This is a genomic window from Sporosarcina sp. FA15 (assembly GCF_051550195.1).
Lineage (GTDB): Bacteria > Bacillota > Bacilli > Bacillales_A > Planococcaceae > Sporosarcina > Sporosarcina psychrophila.
Genome location: NZ_CP188818.1, coordinates 2017684 through 2034038 on the forward strand (window position 1 = coordinate 2017684; position 16355 = coordinate 2034038).

16 protein-coding genes are annotated in these 16355 nt (G+C 43.0%); 2 read left to right on the forward strand and 14 right to left on the reverse strand.

What is annotated here, in order from left to right; all coding sequences use genetic code 11:
- Nucleotides 1-7: 7 nt before the first annotated feature.
- The 3 genes from ACP8HG_RS09745 to yneA all read right to left on the reverse strand — a co-directional run bounded on the left by ACP8HG_RS09745 (nucleotide 8) and on the right by yneA (nucleotide 1273).
- Complete coding sequence (locus ACP8HG_RS09745; protein ID WP_067211055.1) at nucleotides 8-241, reverse strand: DUF896 domain-containing protein; 234 nt, start codon at nucleotides 239-241, stop codon at nucleotides 8-10.
- A 64-nt stretch (nucleotides 242-305) separates the two neighbouring features.
- Nucleotides 306-968 (reverse strand): YneB family resolvase-like protein, encoded by a 663-nt coding sequence (locus ACP8HG_RS09750; protein ID WP_067211058.1) that lies wholly within the window; start codon nucleotides 966-968, stop codon nucleotides 306-308.
- The gene (gene yneA / locus ACP8HG_RS09755) at nucleotides 965-1273 is read right to left on the reverse strand and encodes a cell division suppressor protein YneA (protein WP_067211060.1); all 309 of its coding nucleotides are present in this window, start codon (nucleotides 1271-1273) and stop codon (nucleotides 965-967) included. The genes ACP8HG_RS09750 and yneA overlap by 4 nt, the downstream gene beginning before the upstream one ends.
- Before the next feature lie 204 nt (nucleotides 1274-1477).
- On the opposite strand from yneA, the gene lexA reads away from it, so the two are divergent.
- Nucleotides 1478-2098, forward strand: coding sequence for a transcriptional repressor LexA (lexA, locus tag ACP8HG_RS09760; RefSeq protein ID WP_067211062.1), 621 nt, complete (start codon nucleotides 1478-1480; stop codon nucleotides 2096-2098).
- 514 nt (nucleotides 2099-2612) lie between these two features.
- On the opposite strand, the gene ACP8HG_RS09765 is transcribed toward lexA, so the two are convergent.
- Nucleotides 2613-3875: an aminotransferase class I/II-fold pyridoxal phosphate-dependent enzyme gene (locus ACP8HG_RS09765; protein ID WP_438298572.1), complete on the reverse strand. Its 1263-nt coding sequence runs from the start codon at nucleotides 3873-3875 to the stop codon at nucleotides 2613-2615.
- Nucleotides 3876-4020: 145 nt separating this feature from the next.
- On the opposite strand from ACP8HG_RS09765, the gene ACP8HG_RS09770 reads away from it, so the two are divergent.
- Nucleotides 4021-4620 (forward strand): trimeric intracellular cation channel family protein, encoded by a 600-nt coding sequence (locus tag ACP8HG_RS09770; protein ID WP_067211066.1) that lies wholly within the window; start codon nucleotides 4021-4023, stop codon nucleotides 4618-4620.
- 352 nt (nucleotides 4621-4972) lie between these two features.
- Here the strand turns inward: ACP8HG_RS09770 and hfq are convergent, their stop codons facing one another.
- The 10 genes from hfq to ACP8HG_RS09820 form a co-directional block, all read right to left on the reverse strand.
- Nucleotides 4973-5200 carry an RNA chaperone Hfq gene (gene hfq / locus ACP8HG_RS09775; protein WP_067211068.1) on the reverse strand — a complete coding sequence of 76 codons (228 nt, stop codon included), beginning with the start codon at nucleotides 5198-5200 and terminating at the stop codon, nucleotides 4973-4975.
- Nucleotides 5201-5245: 45 nt separating this feature from the next.
- Complete coding sequence (miaA, locus tag ACP8HG_RS09780) at nucleotides 5246-6211, reverse strand: tRNA (adenosine(37)-N6)-dimethylallyltransferase MiaA (protein WP_438298573.1); 966 nt, start codon at nucleotides 6209-6211, stop codon at nucleotides 5246-5248.
- Nucleotides 6177-7103, reverse strand: a complete 927-nt coding sequence (locus ACP8HG_RS09785) for an alpha/beta fold hydrolase (RefSeq protein ID WP_399628118.1) — start codon at nucleotides 7101-7103, stop codon at nucleotides 6177-6179. Before ACP8HG_RS09785 ends, miaA begins: the two co-directional genes overlap by 35 nt.
- Nucleotides 7104-7337: 234 nt before the next feature.
- Nucleotides 7338-9161 carry a DNA mismatch repair endonuclease MutL gene (mutL, locus tag ACP8HG_RS09790; RefSeq protein ID WP_438298641.1) on the reverse strand — a complete coding sequence of 608 codons (1824 nt, stop codon included), beginning with the start codon at nucleotides 9159-9161 and terminating at the stop codon, nucleotides 7338-7340.
- A gap of 5 nt (nucleotides 9162-9166) precedes the next feature.
- On the reverse strand, nucleotides 9167-11734 hold the full coding sequence (gene mutS / locus ACP8HG_RS09795; protein WP_067211073.1) for a DNA mismatch repair protein MutS: 2568 nt from the start codon (nucleotides 11732-11734) through the stop codon (nucleotides 9167-9169).
- Nucleotides 11735-12118: 384 nt separating this feature from the next.
- Nucleotides 12119-12685: an outer spore coat protein CotE gene (cotE, locus tag ACP8HG_RS09800; protein WP_231885693.1), complete on the reverse strand. Its 567-nt coding sequence runs from the start codon at nucleotides 12683-12685 to the stop codon at nucleotides 12119-12121.
- Between the two features lie 123 nt (nucleotides 12686-12808).
- Nucleotides 12809-13240 carry a RicAFT regulatory complex protein RicA family protein gene (locus ACP8HG_RS09805; protein WP_067211076.1) on the reverse strand — a complete coding sequence of 144 codons (432 nt, stop codon included), beginning with the start codon at nucleotides 13238-13240 and terminating at the stop codon, nucleotides 12809-12811.
- Nucleotides 13240-14781: a tRNA (N6-isopentenyl adenosine(37)-C2)-methylthiotransferase MiaB gene (gene miaB, locus ACP8HG_RS09810; RefSeq protein ID WP_438298574.1), complete on the reverse strand. Its 1542-nt coding sequence runs from the start codon at nucleotides 14779-14781 to the stop codon at nucleotides 13240-13242. The genes ACP8HG_RS09805 and miaB overlap by 1 nt, the downstream gene beginning before the upstream one ends.
- A gap of 356 nt (nucleotides 14782-15137) precedes the next feature.
- Nucleotides 15138-15410: a stage V sporulation protein S gene (locus ACP8HG_RS09815; protein WP_067211081.1), complete on the reverse strand. Its 273-nt coding sequence runs from the start codon at nucleotides 15408-15410 to the stop codon at nucleotides 15138-15140.
- An 86-nt stretch (nucleotides 15411-15496) separates the two neighbouring features.
- Nucleotides 15497-16294, reverse strand: coding sequence for a TIGR00282 family metallophosphoesterase (locus tag ACP8HG_RS09820; protein ID WP_067214009.1), 798 nt, complete (start codon nucleotides 16292-16294; stop codon nucleotides 15497-15499).
- Between the last annotated feature and the right edge of the window lie 61 nt (nucleotides 16295-16355).

Consider the following 16355-nt stretch of genomic DNA (forward strand, 5'->3'; position numbering starts at 1 on the left):
GCAAAGCTCAGTTTAGATATTTTCCGCCACGGGCGTCTTTCACCTTATCAGGTGTCACATCATTGCCTTCAGTATCAAGAACTTTGACATTCTCAATTGTATTGCGCATTGATGAACGAAATGTCTCTAGATATTCTTTTCGCAGTTGTGTCTGTTCTTTGGCTTCTTCGACCGACAGACCTGCCGTCTTCGATTTTTTTGATAGTTCATTAATTCGTTTCATTTTATCAGCTGATAGCATATTATTTCCTCCATTATAGTTTATGACTACAAACGTATACAAAAAGAGCAGAAAGTGCAATAAATCAGCCTTCCTGCTCCACCTCATATTCTTTATACCTGCGATGCACGGTCGCTTTACTAATATCATGCCCCAGTCCTTTCAAGACACCAGTAATTTCTTCATAGGTTAGTCCTTTGTCCCTCAATGAAACGATTTCAGCTATCGGCACTTCAATCCGTTCACGACCGTCCACGTTACCCCTATTTTTCAAGTTACGCTCGGGTCGATAGCCCTCCCTTACTGCGCGTTTCATGCCCCTTTTGATTTTGGCGTTATGTAGTTTGCGCTGGTACTCTTCGACGATAGCTAAAATCTCAAGTAACATTGTATCCATTTCATTTAGTGCTATAGGTCCGCTATCATTATGTGAATAAATCGCCGTGTCCGTTTTTGCCAATAGATGTAAAACTGCCATCCTTGCATTTCCACGTCCAAGTCTTGTTTCGTCTTGAATTAGGATTGCATCGACTTCCTCGTCACGGATGTAATCCAGCAGACTTAGAAGCCCCTCACGGTCAATGTCAAAACCGCTATGCTTATCCATAAATGTCGCGACATGTTCGAGACCGAGTTCAGTTGCCAAGTCCACAAGCTCCTCTTCTTGCCTCACCAGTGACATTTCCTGCGTTTCTTTCTCAGTGCTCACCCGGCAATAGATGACACATCTTTTATAGTGCCCTGTCATCGATTAACACCCGCCAGTTGTGTATTGTTTTCCCCCACAGTCCGTACAGCAGGCAAAAGTAGATCCTCGCCTCTTTTTATTGTAGCAGATGATAGGTCATTCAATTTTATCACTTCTTTGATCCATTTATCTGTAGACATATTATCCGAGTGAAGATAAGCGAGACCCCAAAGCGTATCCCCTTCAGTAATTGTTATTTTCGTGACCATTTGTTCCTTCTCGTATTTACTTACACCTATAATTGCAAAAACCATACATAAAACGATAATAAGTACAACATAGCTATTTCTTTTAATAAAAGTCATCATTACTCCCCCTTGCGAATACTTGTTCGGAATGCTTGTTCTCATTATAGAAAAGGAAAATGAGTTTGTCAACACTTATTCGAACCTGTGTTTGCCATTTATACAAGAGACTGATATAATGAATCTATCGAAAAGACTAGATTGTCGGGAATTTATTTTACGACTTTCGGAAATTAGCAGAATATAAGGTGAGAGGTGAATAGGATGCAAAAAATTTCAAAAAGGCAGGAAGATATTTTGTCTTTCATTAAATCTGAAGTGAAGAAAAAAGGTTATCCACCATCCGTGAGAGAAATTGGCGAGGCTGTCGGTTTGGCATCAAGTTCGACTGTTCACGGGCATTTAGCGCGATTGGAAAGCAAAGGTTTCATTAGAAGAGACCCGACAAAACCGAGAGCAATTGAAGTACTCGATCCAGAAGGCTTAGAAACGTTGAAACCCGGCGTTCTTCACGTACCTCTTGTCGGTAAAGTTACGGCTGGTCTTCCAATTACAGCTATTGAAAATATAGAAGAGTACTTCCCACTACCTGAATCTTTTGGTACATCGGAAGACAATCTGTTCATGCTTGAAATAGTTGGTAACAGTATGATTGAGGCCGGAATTTTGAATGGCGACTATGTTGTCGTTAAACAACAACAGACAGCAAATAACGGCGAGATTGTCGTGGCAATGACCGAATACGATGAAGCTACAGTGAAACGTTTCTTTAAAGAAAAAGATTATTTCCGTCTGCAACCTGAGAATGCTTCAATGGATCCAATCATCCTTGATAACGTATCAATTCTAGGTAAGGTAGTTGGCGTTTATCGTATGATTCATTAATTCTAAGTATGCAAAAGGGCTGTTTCCTTCGATTGAAGGAAACAGCCCTTTTTATTTGTAGCGTTGAGGTGACAGTTTTCGGCTTTGCCGTGACAGTTTACCGTCTTGCCCTCACAGTTTCGCTGATTGCCGTGACAGTTCGGCGTTGCCATTACAGTTTTCCGCCTTGCCCTCACAGTTTCACTGATTGCCGTGACAGTTCGGCGTTGCCATTACAGTTTTCGGCTTTGCCCTCACAGTTTCACTGATTGCCATGACAGTTCGGCGTTGCCATTACAGTTTTCCTCTTTGCCCTCACAGTTTCGCTGATTGGCATTACAGTTCGGCGTTGCCCTCACAGTTTTCCGCTTTGCCCTCACAGTTTCGCTGATTGCCGTGACAGTTCGGCGTTGCCATTACAGTTTTCCGCTTTGCCCTCACAGTTTCACTGATTGCCGTGACAGTTCGGCGTTGCCATTACAGTTTTCCGCTTTGCCCTCACAGTTTCGCTGATTGCCGTGTCAGTTCGTTTAATTTAATTCCCGATTAAGTTTTCCTTAACTAGTTTACCGATTGAAGATAGCACGGCTACTTTTACATGCTCGTACGTCAAGCCACCTTGGACATACGCCGTATAGGGCGGTCTGATGGGGCCGTCTGCCGTCAGTTCGATGCTGGAGCCTTGGATGAATGTCCCTGCCGCCATGATGACATCGTCGGTGTAGCCGGGCATATACGACGGCTCAGGGGCGTAGTGCGCATTGATAGGCGAGTTTTCTTGAATTGACCGACAGAACGCAATCATTTGATCGGCATTTTCAAAGGATACCGACTGAATTAGATCGGTTCTTTTTTCTGTGTAATGCGGCGATGTGTTGAGTCCGAAACTTTCTAGAAGTGCTGCGGTGAAAAGCGCTCCTTTTACGGCTTGACTGACAACATGCGGCGCTAGGAAAAATCCTTGGTACATTTCCCGCAGCGTATCCAGCGATGCCCCGGCTTCTGCCCCTAGACCTGGTGAAGTCATCCGGTATGCACACTTTTCAACTAGGTCTGCACGCCCAGCGATATAACCACCCGTTCTTGCGAGACCTCCACCTGGATTTTTGATCAGTGAACCTGCCATTAAGTCAACACCGACTTGAATCGGCTCTTGTTCCTCGACAAATTCGCCATAACAGTTGTCGACAAACACAACGAGGTCAGGATTGATGGCCTTCGCTTTACGAACCATTTCACCAATTTCATCCACCATGAAAGATGGACGGTCTGAATAGCCTTTTGACCGCTGGATACCAATCATTTTCGTCTTACTGTGAATGTTTTTAGCTACTTCTTCAAAATCGACTGTACCATCTTCATTCAAATCGATATGTTTATAGGTGATGCCATAATCATGCAGTGAACCCGTGTCTTTCCCTTTTCCAGAAACAATGGAGTCCAATGTATCATAAGGTTTCCCTGTAATATAAAGGAGCTCATCACCTGGTCGCAGGATTCCGAAAAGACTGATTGAAATAGCATGTGTTCCAGATATAATTTGATTGCGTACTAGGCAATCTTCTGCTCCAAAAACGTCAGCGTATACTTGTTCCAATACATCTCGGCCCGCGTCATCATAGCCGTAACCTGTTGAACCAGTCAGGTGAAAATCGCTCACCGTATTTTTACGGAACGCAGCGAGTACTTTCCGTTGATTGTAAAAGGCAGTTTTTTCGATACCTTTGAAAAATGGTGCAAGTTTCTCTTCGATCGCTTCCGCATTCTCAAATAAAAGGTCGTCTTGTTCTGTAAACATAATTGGTATTCCTCATTTCATTAAATAGTCACTTCATTATCTTATCAGTCTGTCCGTAGAGGTCAACGTTTACAAGGTTTTCGTCATTGATTATTAATTGTTATCTGTTAGAATTCTTAATGGTATATTGAATGGGGGAAATGAAGTGGCTTGGGATGTTTTTAGCTTTATCGGCACCGCGGCATTCGCCATTTCAGGCGCAATTGTTGCAATGGAAGAGGAATATGACATCTTTGGTGTTTATATATTGGGTATGGTCACTGCTTTCGGCGGTGGTGCAGTTCGTAATGTCTTAATTGGTGTGCCTGTCTCTGTATTATGGGATCAGCAATTCTTATTTTTTGTGGCAAGTATTTTGATAACCATTATTTTCTTTTTCTCTAGGTATCTTCTTTCCCATTGGAATAGATGGGGTAATTACTTTGATGCAATCGGATTGGCTGCATTCGCCATTCAAGGCGCCATGCTTGCCATATCACTGAACATGTCAATTTATGCAGTTATGGTTGCAGCAGTTCTAACGGGAGCAGGTGGTGGTGTCATCCGTGACTTGCTCGCAGGAAGGAAGCCACTCGTCTTCAAACGGGACATCTACGCAGTGTGGGCTGCACTCGCCGGTCTTATAGTCGGCCTCGGGCTATTTAAGAGTGATCTGGCACTTTATGCGTTACTTGTGATGACAGCCGGTCTACGTATTTTCTCGCTTGTTTTCCAATGGAAATTGCCAAATGGAAAAATTCATTAAAACCAAAAGCGGAACGGGGATTTTACTCCCTGTTCCGCTTTTGGTTACGTCTAGACTTCAGCGCCTAGAGGCTCGGTCATAAGTCGGTCCAACTATGCGGCAAAGAACGCCGCTTCGTCGGCACGTCTTATGTCTGCCGCGGGCCCACAGGATGCTGGTCATGTAGCTGTTGCCACAGGAAGTGGCGCACTTAAGCTACATTCATTTGTTACAGGCGCTTTCGCTTTTGGTTACGTCTAGACTCCAGCGCCTAGAGGCTCGGTCATAAGTCGGTCCAACTATGCGGCAAAAAACGCCGCTTCGTCGGCACGTCTTATGTCTGCCGCCTCTGAACAGGCGCTTCCGCTTTTGGTTATTCCGTTTCGTCTTTTAAAATTACCGGTTTCGTTGGGACATATGTGGAGATCGCATGTTTATATATTAGTTGTTGCTTGCCGTCCGACTCAAGCAAGACGGTATAATTGTCATACGATTTAATAAGTCCTTTCAATTGAAATCCATTCAGTAAGAATACCGTTACAAATGTATTATTCTTTCGTAACGAGTTTAAAAACGTTTCTTGCATGTTAACCTGTTTCATACGCCGAATCCTCCAGTTGTCATAGCTATATTTCTAGTGCTCCACTTACTTTATTCGACCCGGATTATCGAAACCCTTCAAGATTGCCAAAATTCTATTTACAATTTCAGTAGTTCCCAATTCTGCATCGACCCAGCTGATGGCCAGTTTGTTGCGGAAATAGGTCATTTGCCGTTTTGCGTAGTTACGCGTATTTTTTTTAATTAATTCAACAGCGTCGTCTAGTAACAACTTCTCTTCGATATATTGATGAAGTTCTTTATAGCCAATCGCTTGTACAGATTGTACGCCACGAATTTCTTCATCCCATAATCGTTTCGCTTCCTCTAGAAGACCTTTCTCCATCATTATGTCGACACGGAGACCAATCCGTTCATAGAGCACATCCCGGTCCATTTCAAGACCAACAATGAGATGGTCATAAAGAGATGCGTGTCCTGCGTCGTCTTCATGATCTTCCTTTGTTTTACCTGTAACTTCAATGATTTCAAGCGCTCGAACAAGCCGGCGATGATTATTCGGGTGAATTTTTTCAGCACTCACCGGGTCAAGCTCAACCAGTTTTTCATACAGATATGCGGCCCCTTTTTCAGCAAGTTCCTGCTCCAAGCGTTTCCTTACTTCTAGATCCGCCGCTTCTTCTGTAAAACGGAAATCGAACAGTACGGATTGAATGTATAATCCGGTCCCCCCTACGATGATTGGCGTTTTTCCACGGCCCTGTATATCTTTTATCCACTTTCGTACATCCGTTTGGTACTCTGCAACAGAAAAAGGTTCATTCGGTTCTTTTACATCGAATAAATGATGCGGGATGCCATTCATCTCTTCTTCTGTGATTTTGGCTGTCCCAATATCAAGCCCTTTGTATACTTGCATCGCATCACCATTAATGACTTCCCCGCCAATTATTTTGGCAAGTTCAATACTTAACGACGTCTTTCCAGATGCTGTTGGTCCGACGATTGCGATTACTTCAGGATATTTGCTCATTTTTTTCAATCCAGTCATAAACGGTTTTGAATACGTGTTGACGGTTCTTTTCATGGAGCATTTCATGCCTGCCACCTTCAAACAAAAGTACCGTAACATCTTCTAGGCCCGCCTTATTGTATTGCTTTGCTACACTCCAAACCCCTTTTCCACTGTCACCTACCGGATCTTCACTCCCTGAAAAAAGGATAATAGGAAGTTTTTTAGGGATTTTATTTATTTCATCTATGTCATGGATTTCTCCAAGTCCTTTGAATAAATCCGCAAAAAAACGTGTGGTTGGGACTACTCCACAAGCGGGGTCAATCAAATATTTCTCAACAGCTTCAGTATCGGTAGAAAGCCAGTCAAATGGCGTTTTCGGTTGATGAACCGACTTATTGAAACCACCAAAAACGAGTTTGTTTAGGAAATTATCTGGCTGATCAAAACCGTTTTTCTTGCCGTGCAGATAAGCAACTGCCTGCCCTGCGAAGCGGCTTGCACCAGGGTCTCCGCCTGTCCCTGAAAATATTGCCTGGTCAACTTCACTGCCGTGGAGTTGGACATATCTCCGTGCGACGAACGATCCCATACTATGACCGAACAGAACGAAACGCGGGGATGGATACTGCTCCCGGAGTTTCGAAATGACTTCGAAAGCATCTTGAACAACGTGGTCAAAGCCGTCCTCATCGGCAAAATGCCCTTTCATTCCGTTCATTTTAGCCGTCTTGCCATGTCCCCGGTGGTCGTGACCAGATACGATATATCCTTTCTCCACGAGATAGTATGCAAATTCTACATATCTGCCAATATGTTCGGACATGCCGTGAAGAAGATGGATATGTCCAACCGGATTACCTTCTGGTTTCATCACGATGGCATGAATTAAAAAACCATCTGACATTTCAAGTGTCGCTTCTCTCATTGGAATGCACCGTCCTTCGCTTTTGTCTCAATAAATATGAACATTTTGATAGGGAATATCTCGTTCCAGTCACGTTTCCGCAACATTTAATACGGCGAATCACCTCTGTAGAGCGGTAAGAGGTCTCTGTCGCTAAGTTCCGAATCCTTGGCTAGCGACTCAAACAATCCACGTGTACACGCATTCAGCACGATTAAACAAGGAGTACGAATATATACTTCCTCAATCTGCTGCCTACATCACTCTTTTGAACATTTTTTCCAGTTCATACGTCGTGAAATGGATAAGCACTGGCCTGCCATGTGGACAAGTAAATGGATTGTCGACTGCAGATAGATCATTCAACAGCCTTTCCATATCTGCTAGTGTCAAATGGTGATTTGCTTTGATGGAGCGTTTACAACTCATCATAATGGCTGCTTCTTCACGCAATTTACCGATATCAATTTTTCGTGTAGTCAACACTTGCTCAATAATATCTTCGATGATAACCGTCTCTTCTCCTGTTGGAAACCAAGATGGATATTCTTTTACCGCATAGGAAGAAGGTCCAAACTCCTCTAGGAAGATACCGACTTCCTGCAACATACTCATGTTTTCCTCAATTTTCGTTTTCTCGTCTGCTGAGTAATGGAACATAAGAGGAATTAGTAACATTTGACGTTCTTCATTATCCGTCTCACTCAATTTATCCCTAAAAAACTCATACTTTATTCGTTCTTGGGCTGCATGCTGGTCAATCATGAAGAAACCGTCTTCATTTTGCGCAACAATATAGGTACCATGAACCTGCCCTACTGGCGCTAGAGCAGGGAATTTTTTATCTACTTCTTGTTGTTCAACTTCTTCTAGGGAAATCTGCGGTTCATTGACCATCCAAGGCGTTTGTTCAACGGGATCATTTTCAGGAAGATCATAAGAATCGTACGTTGGTTTTTCTAGTGGTTGCATTGACGGTACTGACGGTGCTGCCACTGTTGTTGGCCTTTCTGTTCGGAATTGATTCCACATATTTACTTGTTCAGATTGATTTTTCTTGGCAGGTTCTTTTTTTATAGCGTCAGGAACGATTGTGTTTTTCCGAATAGCCTTCTGGATAGATTCTTTAATGAGCGCCAGTAACTCGCCCTCTTTACTCATGCGGATATGTTGTTTGGAAGGATGCACATTGACGTCTGTCAAATAGGGATCCCCTTCAACGTTGATAACCGAGATTGGAGAGCGTCCAATCGGCAAATACGTATGGAATGCATCTAGAATTGCATGATTGATTGCATTGCTCTTCACCCATCTGCCATTGACGATTAACGTCATATAGTTTCTTGACGCACGTGTCATTTCGGGCAATGTTACATGACCCGAAACTTTGTAATCCGCATTCTCGCCCGCGAAGCTCACCATTTTACGGGCGACAGCTATACCGTAAATATCTGAAAGCACACGGCGTTGATCTCCGCTTCCCGCTGTCTGCAATAGTACTTGACTGTAATGCGAGAGTTTAAACGCGATTGTAGGATGGCTTAGTGCAAGTCGATTGACGAGATCGATTGTATGGCCCAGTTCTGTTTGAATTGTTTTCATATATTTTAGTCGTGCAGGCGTATTGAAAAACAATTGAGAAACAGTAATGTCCGTTCCTTTGCGGAATGCCGCATTATCATGTTTGACAAGTCGACCTCCGTCAATTTGGACTTCTGTGCCTTCTGTTTCTCCGTCAGAAGTCCACATAATTATCTTGGACACGGATGCAATACTCGCAAGTGCTTCTCCCCGGAACCCAAGCGTACGAATTCGGAATAAATCATGGTCATTTGATATCTTACTTGTTGCATGCCGCTCAAACGCTTGAACAGCATCTTTTTTAGACATGCCATTGCCGTTATCTGTTACACGAATTGTCAGTAGACCGGCTTCCTCAAGTCCAATTTCAATCACAGTACTTTCTGCATCAATCGCATTTTCAACGAGCTCTTTCACGATGGAAGCAGGACGTTCGACGACTTCGCCCGCAGCGATTTTATTGGACAGCGTATCGTCCATCACTTTGATGATGTCTATCGGTCTCACCCTTTCTTAGGTCTGAGCTTTTCTTTCAATTCATGGATGTATTGCAGTGCCTGGAACGGTGTCATATTAAGTAGATCAGCATCGTTCAGATTAGTCAGCACATCTTGCTCTTCTGCCGACAAGGTAACCTGCTCATCGTGTTGAATATCAAAAAAGTTCAATTGCGTTGGTTCATCTTCATGAACCGTTCGTTTTTCCACATTTTCAAATGTAGTGAGTAATGTTTTTGCTCGGTTGAGAAGCGATTCGGGTAGACCTGCAAGATCCGCAACGTAAATTCCGTAACTTTTATCAGCCGGCCCCGCCATCACTTTATGGAGAAAGACGACTTTTCCATCCTGTTCCATTGCAGCGACATGAACATTTTCAAGTCGAGATAGTTCATTATCTAAATTGGTCAGCTCATGATAATGGGTAGAAAACAGTGTATTCGCTCCAATTTCATTGTGAATATGTTCCATCATCGCCTGCGCTAATGCCATACCATCATATGTTGAAGTACCGCGTCCGATTTCATCAAAAAGGAGAAGACTTTGTGCAGTTGCATTTGCGATTGCGAATTGAGATTCCATCATTTCCATCATAAACGTACTTTGTCCTGAAGCTAGGTCATCCGCTGCACCAATTCTTGTGAATATTTGATCGGTAACAGGAAGTGACGCCTGATCGCAAGGTACGTAGCAGCCAATCTGCGCCATCACGACAATGAGCGCTACTTGCCGCATGTATGTACTTTTACCGGACATATTTGGTCCCGTGATAAGCAACATATTCGCTTCATCAGTCAATTTGCAGTTATTAGGAACATAAAGAGAATGGTCAATCATCTTTTCAACGACCGGATGACGCCCGTTCTTGATTTCCAATGCTTTTCCATCGTGAAATACTGGTTTTACGTAGTTACGCTTTTCCGAAACCGCTGCGAATGAAAGAAGGACATCCAGTTCGCTTAAGACACTTGCAAGATGCTGAATATGCCTAATATGTGTTTTCATGGAATCCCGAACCTTACTGAATAACTGATACTCTAGCTCTAGTCCTCCCGCTTCCGCATTGAGGATAAGATCTTCCTTCTCTTTTAGCTCAGGAGTTATGTAACGTTCAGCATTCGCAAGCGTCTGCTTTCTTTCATATCGTTCCAAATCGGCAAGGTGGATATTGGATTTCGTAATCTCTATATAATAGCCGAATATTCTGTTGTATCCTATTTTTAACGATTTAATGCCTGTCCGCTCGCGTTCCTCGCGTTCAAGTTCTGCAAGCCACGCCTTACCATTTTTTGAAGCATCACGGTATTGGTCAAGTTTTTCATCGTAGCCATCCTTGATGATGCCGCCTTCTTTAACGGATAGTGGCGGATTTTCAGCAATTGCTAGTTCAAGAATGTGTAGCGCTTCTTCGCAACCGTCAATTCGTTCGGAAAACTGATTTAGTAACGGTCTTTCTGATTCATGAAGTGCTTTTTTGATGTTTGGGACACGACGGAGTGAGTTACGAAGTTGTGCAAGATCCCTTCCACTCGCACTTCCCATTGAAATTCGCCCAGCGAGTCTCTCTAAATCGTATACTTCTTTTAGGCTTGTCTTCAATTCATCCCGCAGAAAAAACTCTTCAATAAGTTCAGTTACTGCATCCAGTCGATTTTCAATGGCTCTTTTCTCAGCTAATGGCTGATGAATCCACATTTTTAATTTACGGGCGCCCATCGCTGTAACAGTCTCGTCAAGCAACCAGTAAAGCGTGCCATCCTTGCTACCATTGCGAATTGATTGGATGAGTTCCAGATTACGCATTGAATTGGCATCAATGGATAGTTTCGTTTGTTTCTGGATAAATTCGAATGGACGTATATGATCGAGTGCCGTTTTCTGTGTGCGCCTAACATAAGATACAAGCATGCTACATGCTTCCTTGACCTCGTTCGGAATTGCACCAAAAAGATTCTCCATTTCGAACTGTTCCTCGCCATACTCGATGGACAATACAATACTGCGTTTCGCCATGCTATCACTGAGAGCGAGATGCAGTCCTTCATCGACAACGACTTCTTTCATACCCAGTGCCTCAATTTCGGCAATCAGCGTCCGCTCGTCGCCTTCCACAGACTCCACTTTACCTTCACCAGTTGCTAGGTCAAGATAAGCGAGTGCATACTTATTGCCATCAATAATGTCAGCCGATCCGATGAAATGATTCGTGTTCGCATCAATTGTTTTTCCTTCAGTCATCGTACCAGGGGTAATGATTTTAACGACTTCCCTTTTGACGATGCCTTTCGCTTCTTTTGGATCTTCCGTCTGCTCACAAATAGCCACTTTATGCCCTTTACGTACGAGCGTTTCTATATAACCTGCAGCCGCATGATAGGGTACACCGCACATCGGAATCCGATCTCGACTCCCAGAATCCCGACTGGTTAATGTAATTTCAAGAATTTGAGATGCTTCTTCCGCATCCGTGAAAAACAGTTCATAGAAATCGCCTAATCTAAAAAACAGAAAGGCATCTTTATGTTCCGATTTCACTTTTAAATATTGTTGGATCATTGGTGTGTGTGTTGTCATTTTTTAACCTCGCTACAAATTCTATTTTTTATTATTATAACAAACTTGGGCAACGAAGAGCCCAAGTTCTGCGTGATTTTTACGGTCTTCAAAAATCTAAGCAAATACCGGACAACGAAGAGTCCGGTATTTGTGTAATTGCAACTTCGTAATTCAAATTGCAACTTTTCGATTCTAACTGCAACTCCACCGTTCTAATTGCAACTTTTCGATTTTAACCGCAACTTCACCGCTCTAATCTCAACTTTGCATTTCTAATGGCAACTTCACGATTCTAATCTCAACTACACATTTATCATCATAAACTTCGGCTATGAAGGGTGCGTACCTGCACACCTACGAAATCCATCAAAAAGAAAAAAAGCCGGTAGTGTTTGCCGGCTCTCAAAATGACGATGATTCTCTACCTTGTTTCTGACTATGCCCTTGATCACTGCCCCGCACTTGCGCTTGCTCATGTCCTGGACTGTGGTCATGATCATGTGATGATGATTCATCACGGAATGACCATTCCTCTTCAAAACTTTGTGGATGGACCGTAATACAGACTTTTGTTTCGCCAACAACTTCTGCCATCAATTCTCGTTCGATCGTAATACAGAACTTCTCACCACATTCCGAAATAACCGCTTCTGTACAGTTCGGATGCTGGATAACATCAACGATGACTTCTTCATGCCCAGATGTCGGTTCGTCTCGATAATGCAAACGAATCCGGTCCTTGTAAGGAATTGACTCTGTAAACACAGATGTCTTTGAATGTTCTTGATGGGAATACCAAACATTGACGTCGAACTTACCGGTAACTTCGATGAATTTACCGACCTTTTTCGCCTGATGTGTATGGTTGATGACCCAACATCCGAGTATACTCGTCGGACTATTTGGCGGCTTCAGTGTCACAGTCGTCTCAGTCCGCTTCTTCCCCTTGGCAATAACCGTCTTCGTCACGATCTGACGTAAATTTTTCAGTTCGATTCCTCCTCCATTCGCTTCAATCCATCTTATGCAACAGAAGCCCAGAGAGTGAGAAAAATCGGCAGGAAATATTTTCCCACCGATTGGTATACTTACTTATAGTTTTTCATATGTCGTATTTTTTATATAAGAACCCGTTTCACCACGTCTTACATCGCCATCTGTCGCTTTGATGATTTCATCTGTGACAGTGTTTGCGATTGTGTTCGATACAAGTTGAAGTAAATCATTCACTTCGCCTTGTGATTGTTTAAATTCCTGAACAATAGGAACTTCGTCAATATCACCTTGGATTTTTTCGATTTTACCTTCAATGATACCCAACGCTCTTTCTTTTCCGTACTGTTGGAAATTGACTGCCTGCTTTTGCAATGATTTTAGACTTGCAATGTTTTCACGGATTTTTTGATTTTCATTAATTTGCTCTTCTGCCCGCTTGAAAAACTCCACTTGTTCTGTGTTCGCAATCATTACTGCGATCTCGCGTGCTTTTGCGATAATTTCATCTTTCGAATATAACTTTTCCATTATGACATCACCTTTTCCTTTTCTACTACGCCGATAAACTCACCGTCGAGTGACCATGTTTTGGCCTCTATTATTTTCACATTAACTATTTTACCAATTACAGATTGGGGTGCTTTGAAATTGACGAGTTTGCTCTTCTCCGTATATCCAGCGAGAACTTCCGGATTACGCTTACTTTCGCCTTCAACAAGTACCTCAACGATTTTACCTTTGTAAGGTTTCATCGCTTCTGCGGATAATTCATTGACGACTTTATTTAATCGCTGTAAACGCTCTTTTTTCACGTCCATCGGAATATTATCAGCCATTTTTGCAGCCGGCGTGCCATCCCGTGGCGAATAAATGTACGTGTAAGCAATATCGAAACCAACTTCCCTGTACAAGGATACTGTCTCTTCGAATTGCTCGTCCGTTTCATTCGGGAATCCAACGATAATATCCGTCGTTAATGTAACGTTCGGTATCGCTTTCTTAATTTTCCCCACGAGCTCAAGATAATGTTCACGTGAATATTTTCGCGCCATAATTTTCAAAATATCGCTGGAACCCGATTGAACGGGAAGGTGAATATGATCGACTAGATTGCCACCCTTCGCCAGCACTTCGATTAGATGGTCATCGAAATCACGGGGATGGCTAGTTGTGAAACGGATTCTCGGTATGTCGATTTTGCTTAAATCATCCATTAAATCGCCAAAACGATAACTCGTCTCGTCAAAATCTTTTCCGTACGCGTTAACGTTCTGACCAAGCAACGTAATTTCCTTATAGCCCTCTGCCGCTAACTGCCGTACTTCCTGGATAATATCTTGCGGACGTCTGCTTCGTTCCTTGCCCCTCGTGTATGGCACGATGCAATACGTACAAAACTTGTCGCAGCCATACATAATGTTGACCCAAGCCTTAATGTTTCCGTGACGGACTTTTGGAAGGTTCTCAATAATATCACCTTCTTTTGACCACACTTCTATGACCATTTCTTTTGATAAATAGGCCTCATTTAAAATATGGGGTAACCTGTGGATGTTATGTGTTCCGAAAATCATATCAACCTGATCATACTTTTTAAGAATTTTATTAACAACTGATTCTTCTTGCGACATACAACCACATACGCCGATTAAGACGTCAGGATTTCTTCTTTTCAACGATTGTAAATGACCTAGCTCCCCAAACACTTTGTTTTCGGCATTTTCACGAATGGCACATGTATTGAGCAACACGACATTCGCATCCTCAACGGTGTCTGTCGGTTCATATCCAAGGCCTATTAAAATACCAGCAATCACTTCTGTGTCATGTTCATTCATTTGGCAACCATATGTCCGTATATAAAACTTCCGATTCGCCCCCATTTCACGGAAACGCTCGTCAATTTCAAAGTTATCGTAGTAAGCGATTTCTTCTTTGCCACGTTTTTTAGCGTCTTTCAAAGAAGGCGGTGCGTAGGCTGTCTGAAAATAGCGGCTATAGTCCTTGTCAGCAGTTTTTGCTAGTTTCGGCTTCACTAGTCCTTCATTCAATCGCTGTTCCTCGTTCATTTAACTTGTCCCCTTTCATACAAAGCCTTGGGAATTTTAACGTATGATTACATTATACTTAATTGTTGACCACCTGTACAAGAAGTCAAAGCTTTGTCGGTTGTTTGTCACAGTTATGAAAAGCGGAAGGCGCCGTTTTAGACGCGACAGGCATAAGACGGAACGGCGAAGCGGCGTTCTTTGCCGCATAGCTGGGTGACTCACATCCTGTTAGCCTCCGAGCGTCTGGCGCCTGAAGCCTAGACACCATTCAAAGCTAAAAACTTAGTCTTATCTTCAAAAAAGAACTTTCTCTCGTGATACAACTAAAAGACCACAGGAAATTAACTTATCCTGTGGTCCTGACTCTTTCTAATTTACATATTACGCTGTCGTTTTTCAACAAGTAATTTCAATGCCGTACGTCCTTCACCGTTAATCTCGATATCAGTGAAAGCGGGTGCACAGATGAGATCTCCGCCACTTGGAGCGACGAATCCACGTGCAATTGCAATTGCCTTTATTGCCTGATTTAAGGCACCAGCACCTACTGCCTGCATTTCTGCGTATCCCTGGTCCCGGATAACTGCAACGAGTGCTCCTGCAACAGAATTCGGATTCGAGCGAGATGATACTTTCAATGGGTTCAACATGATTCCTCCTTATTTTTCGGTGTCTATGGATCGGAAATCTCCATAAACCATCCTATGATTCGGAGGTGATGTTTAGACGCATGTCAGCCTTTGAATGTACGGTCAGCATTGATGGCAACACGTTCAACTCTGATAGCTTTTCCTGTTTCATCATCTAATACTGCAAAAAGTCCGTTCAATTGGGTACGTCCTGATTTAGGAACTTCAAAACGAACTGGTAAATTCGTACGGAAACGATAGATGACGTCTTCTTTTTTCATACCCAGGATTTCATCGTAAGGGCCCGTCATGCCGGCGTCAGTTAAATAGGCTGTTCCACCTGGCAGAATGCGGTCATCCGCTGTTTGGACATGCGTATGCGTTCCTACAACAACAGATGCCTTCCCATCAAGATGCCAACCCATTGCGATTTTTTCACTTGTCGCTTCGGCGTGGAAATCAACGAAGACAAGCGGAGAAATCTCTCTTGCTTCCGCTACCAATTCCTCTGCCTTTTCAAACGGATCGCCGTGCGGAGGTAAAAATGTCCGGCCATGCAAATTGATGATAGATAATGTCACACCATTACGTGAAATTGTCGTCATCCCTTTACCAGGTGCTTCATCTGAAAAGTTCGCAGGACGGATAAGGTAATCTGTATCATCGATAAAATCGTAAATCTCTTTTTGGTCCCATGTATGATTACCCATTGTTACAACATCTACTCCAGCACGGAGCAGGTCATCGAATATCGCTTTTGTGATTCCTCTCCCGGCTGCTGCATTTTCCCCGTTCGCAATAATAACATCAGGGTTATACTTCCTTTTGAGTCGTGGTAAATAGTCAAATACCATATCTCGTCCTAGCGATCCTACAATATCACCTATAAATAATACTCTCATAAAATAATCTCTCCCAATAGAAAAAGAGGCTCCCGGACCGAAATGCACGGAAACCCCCTTT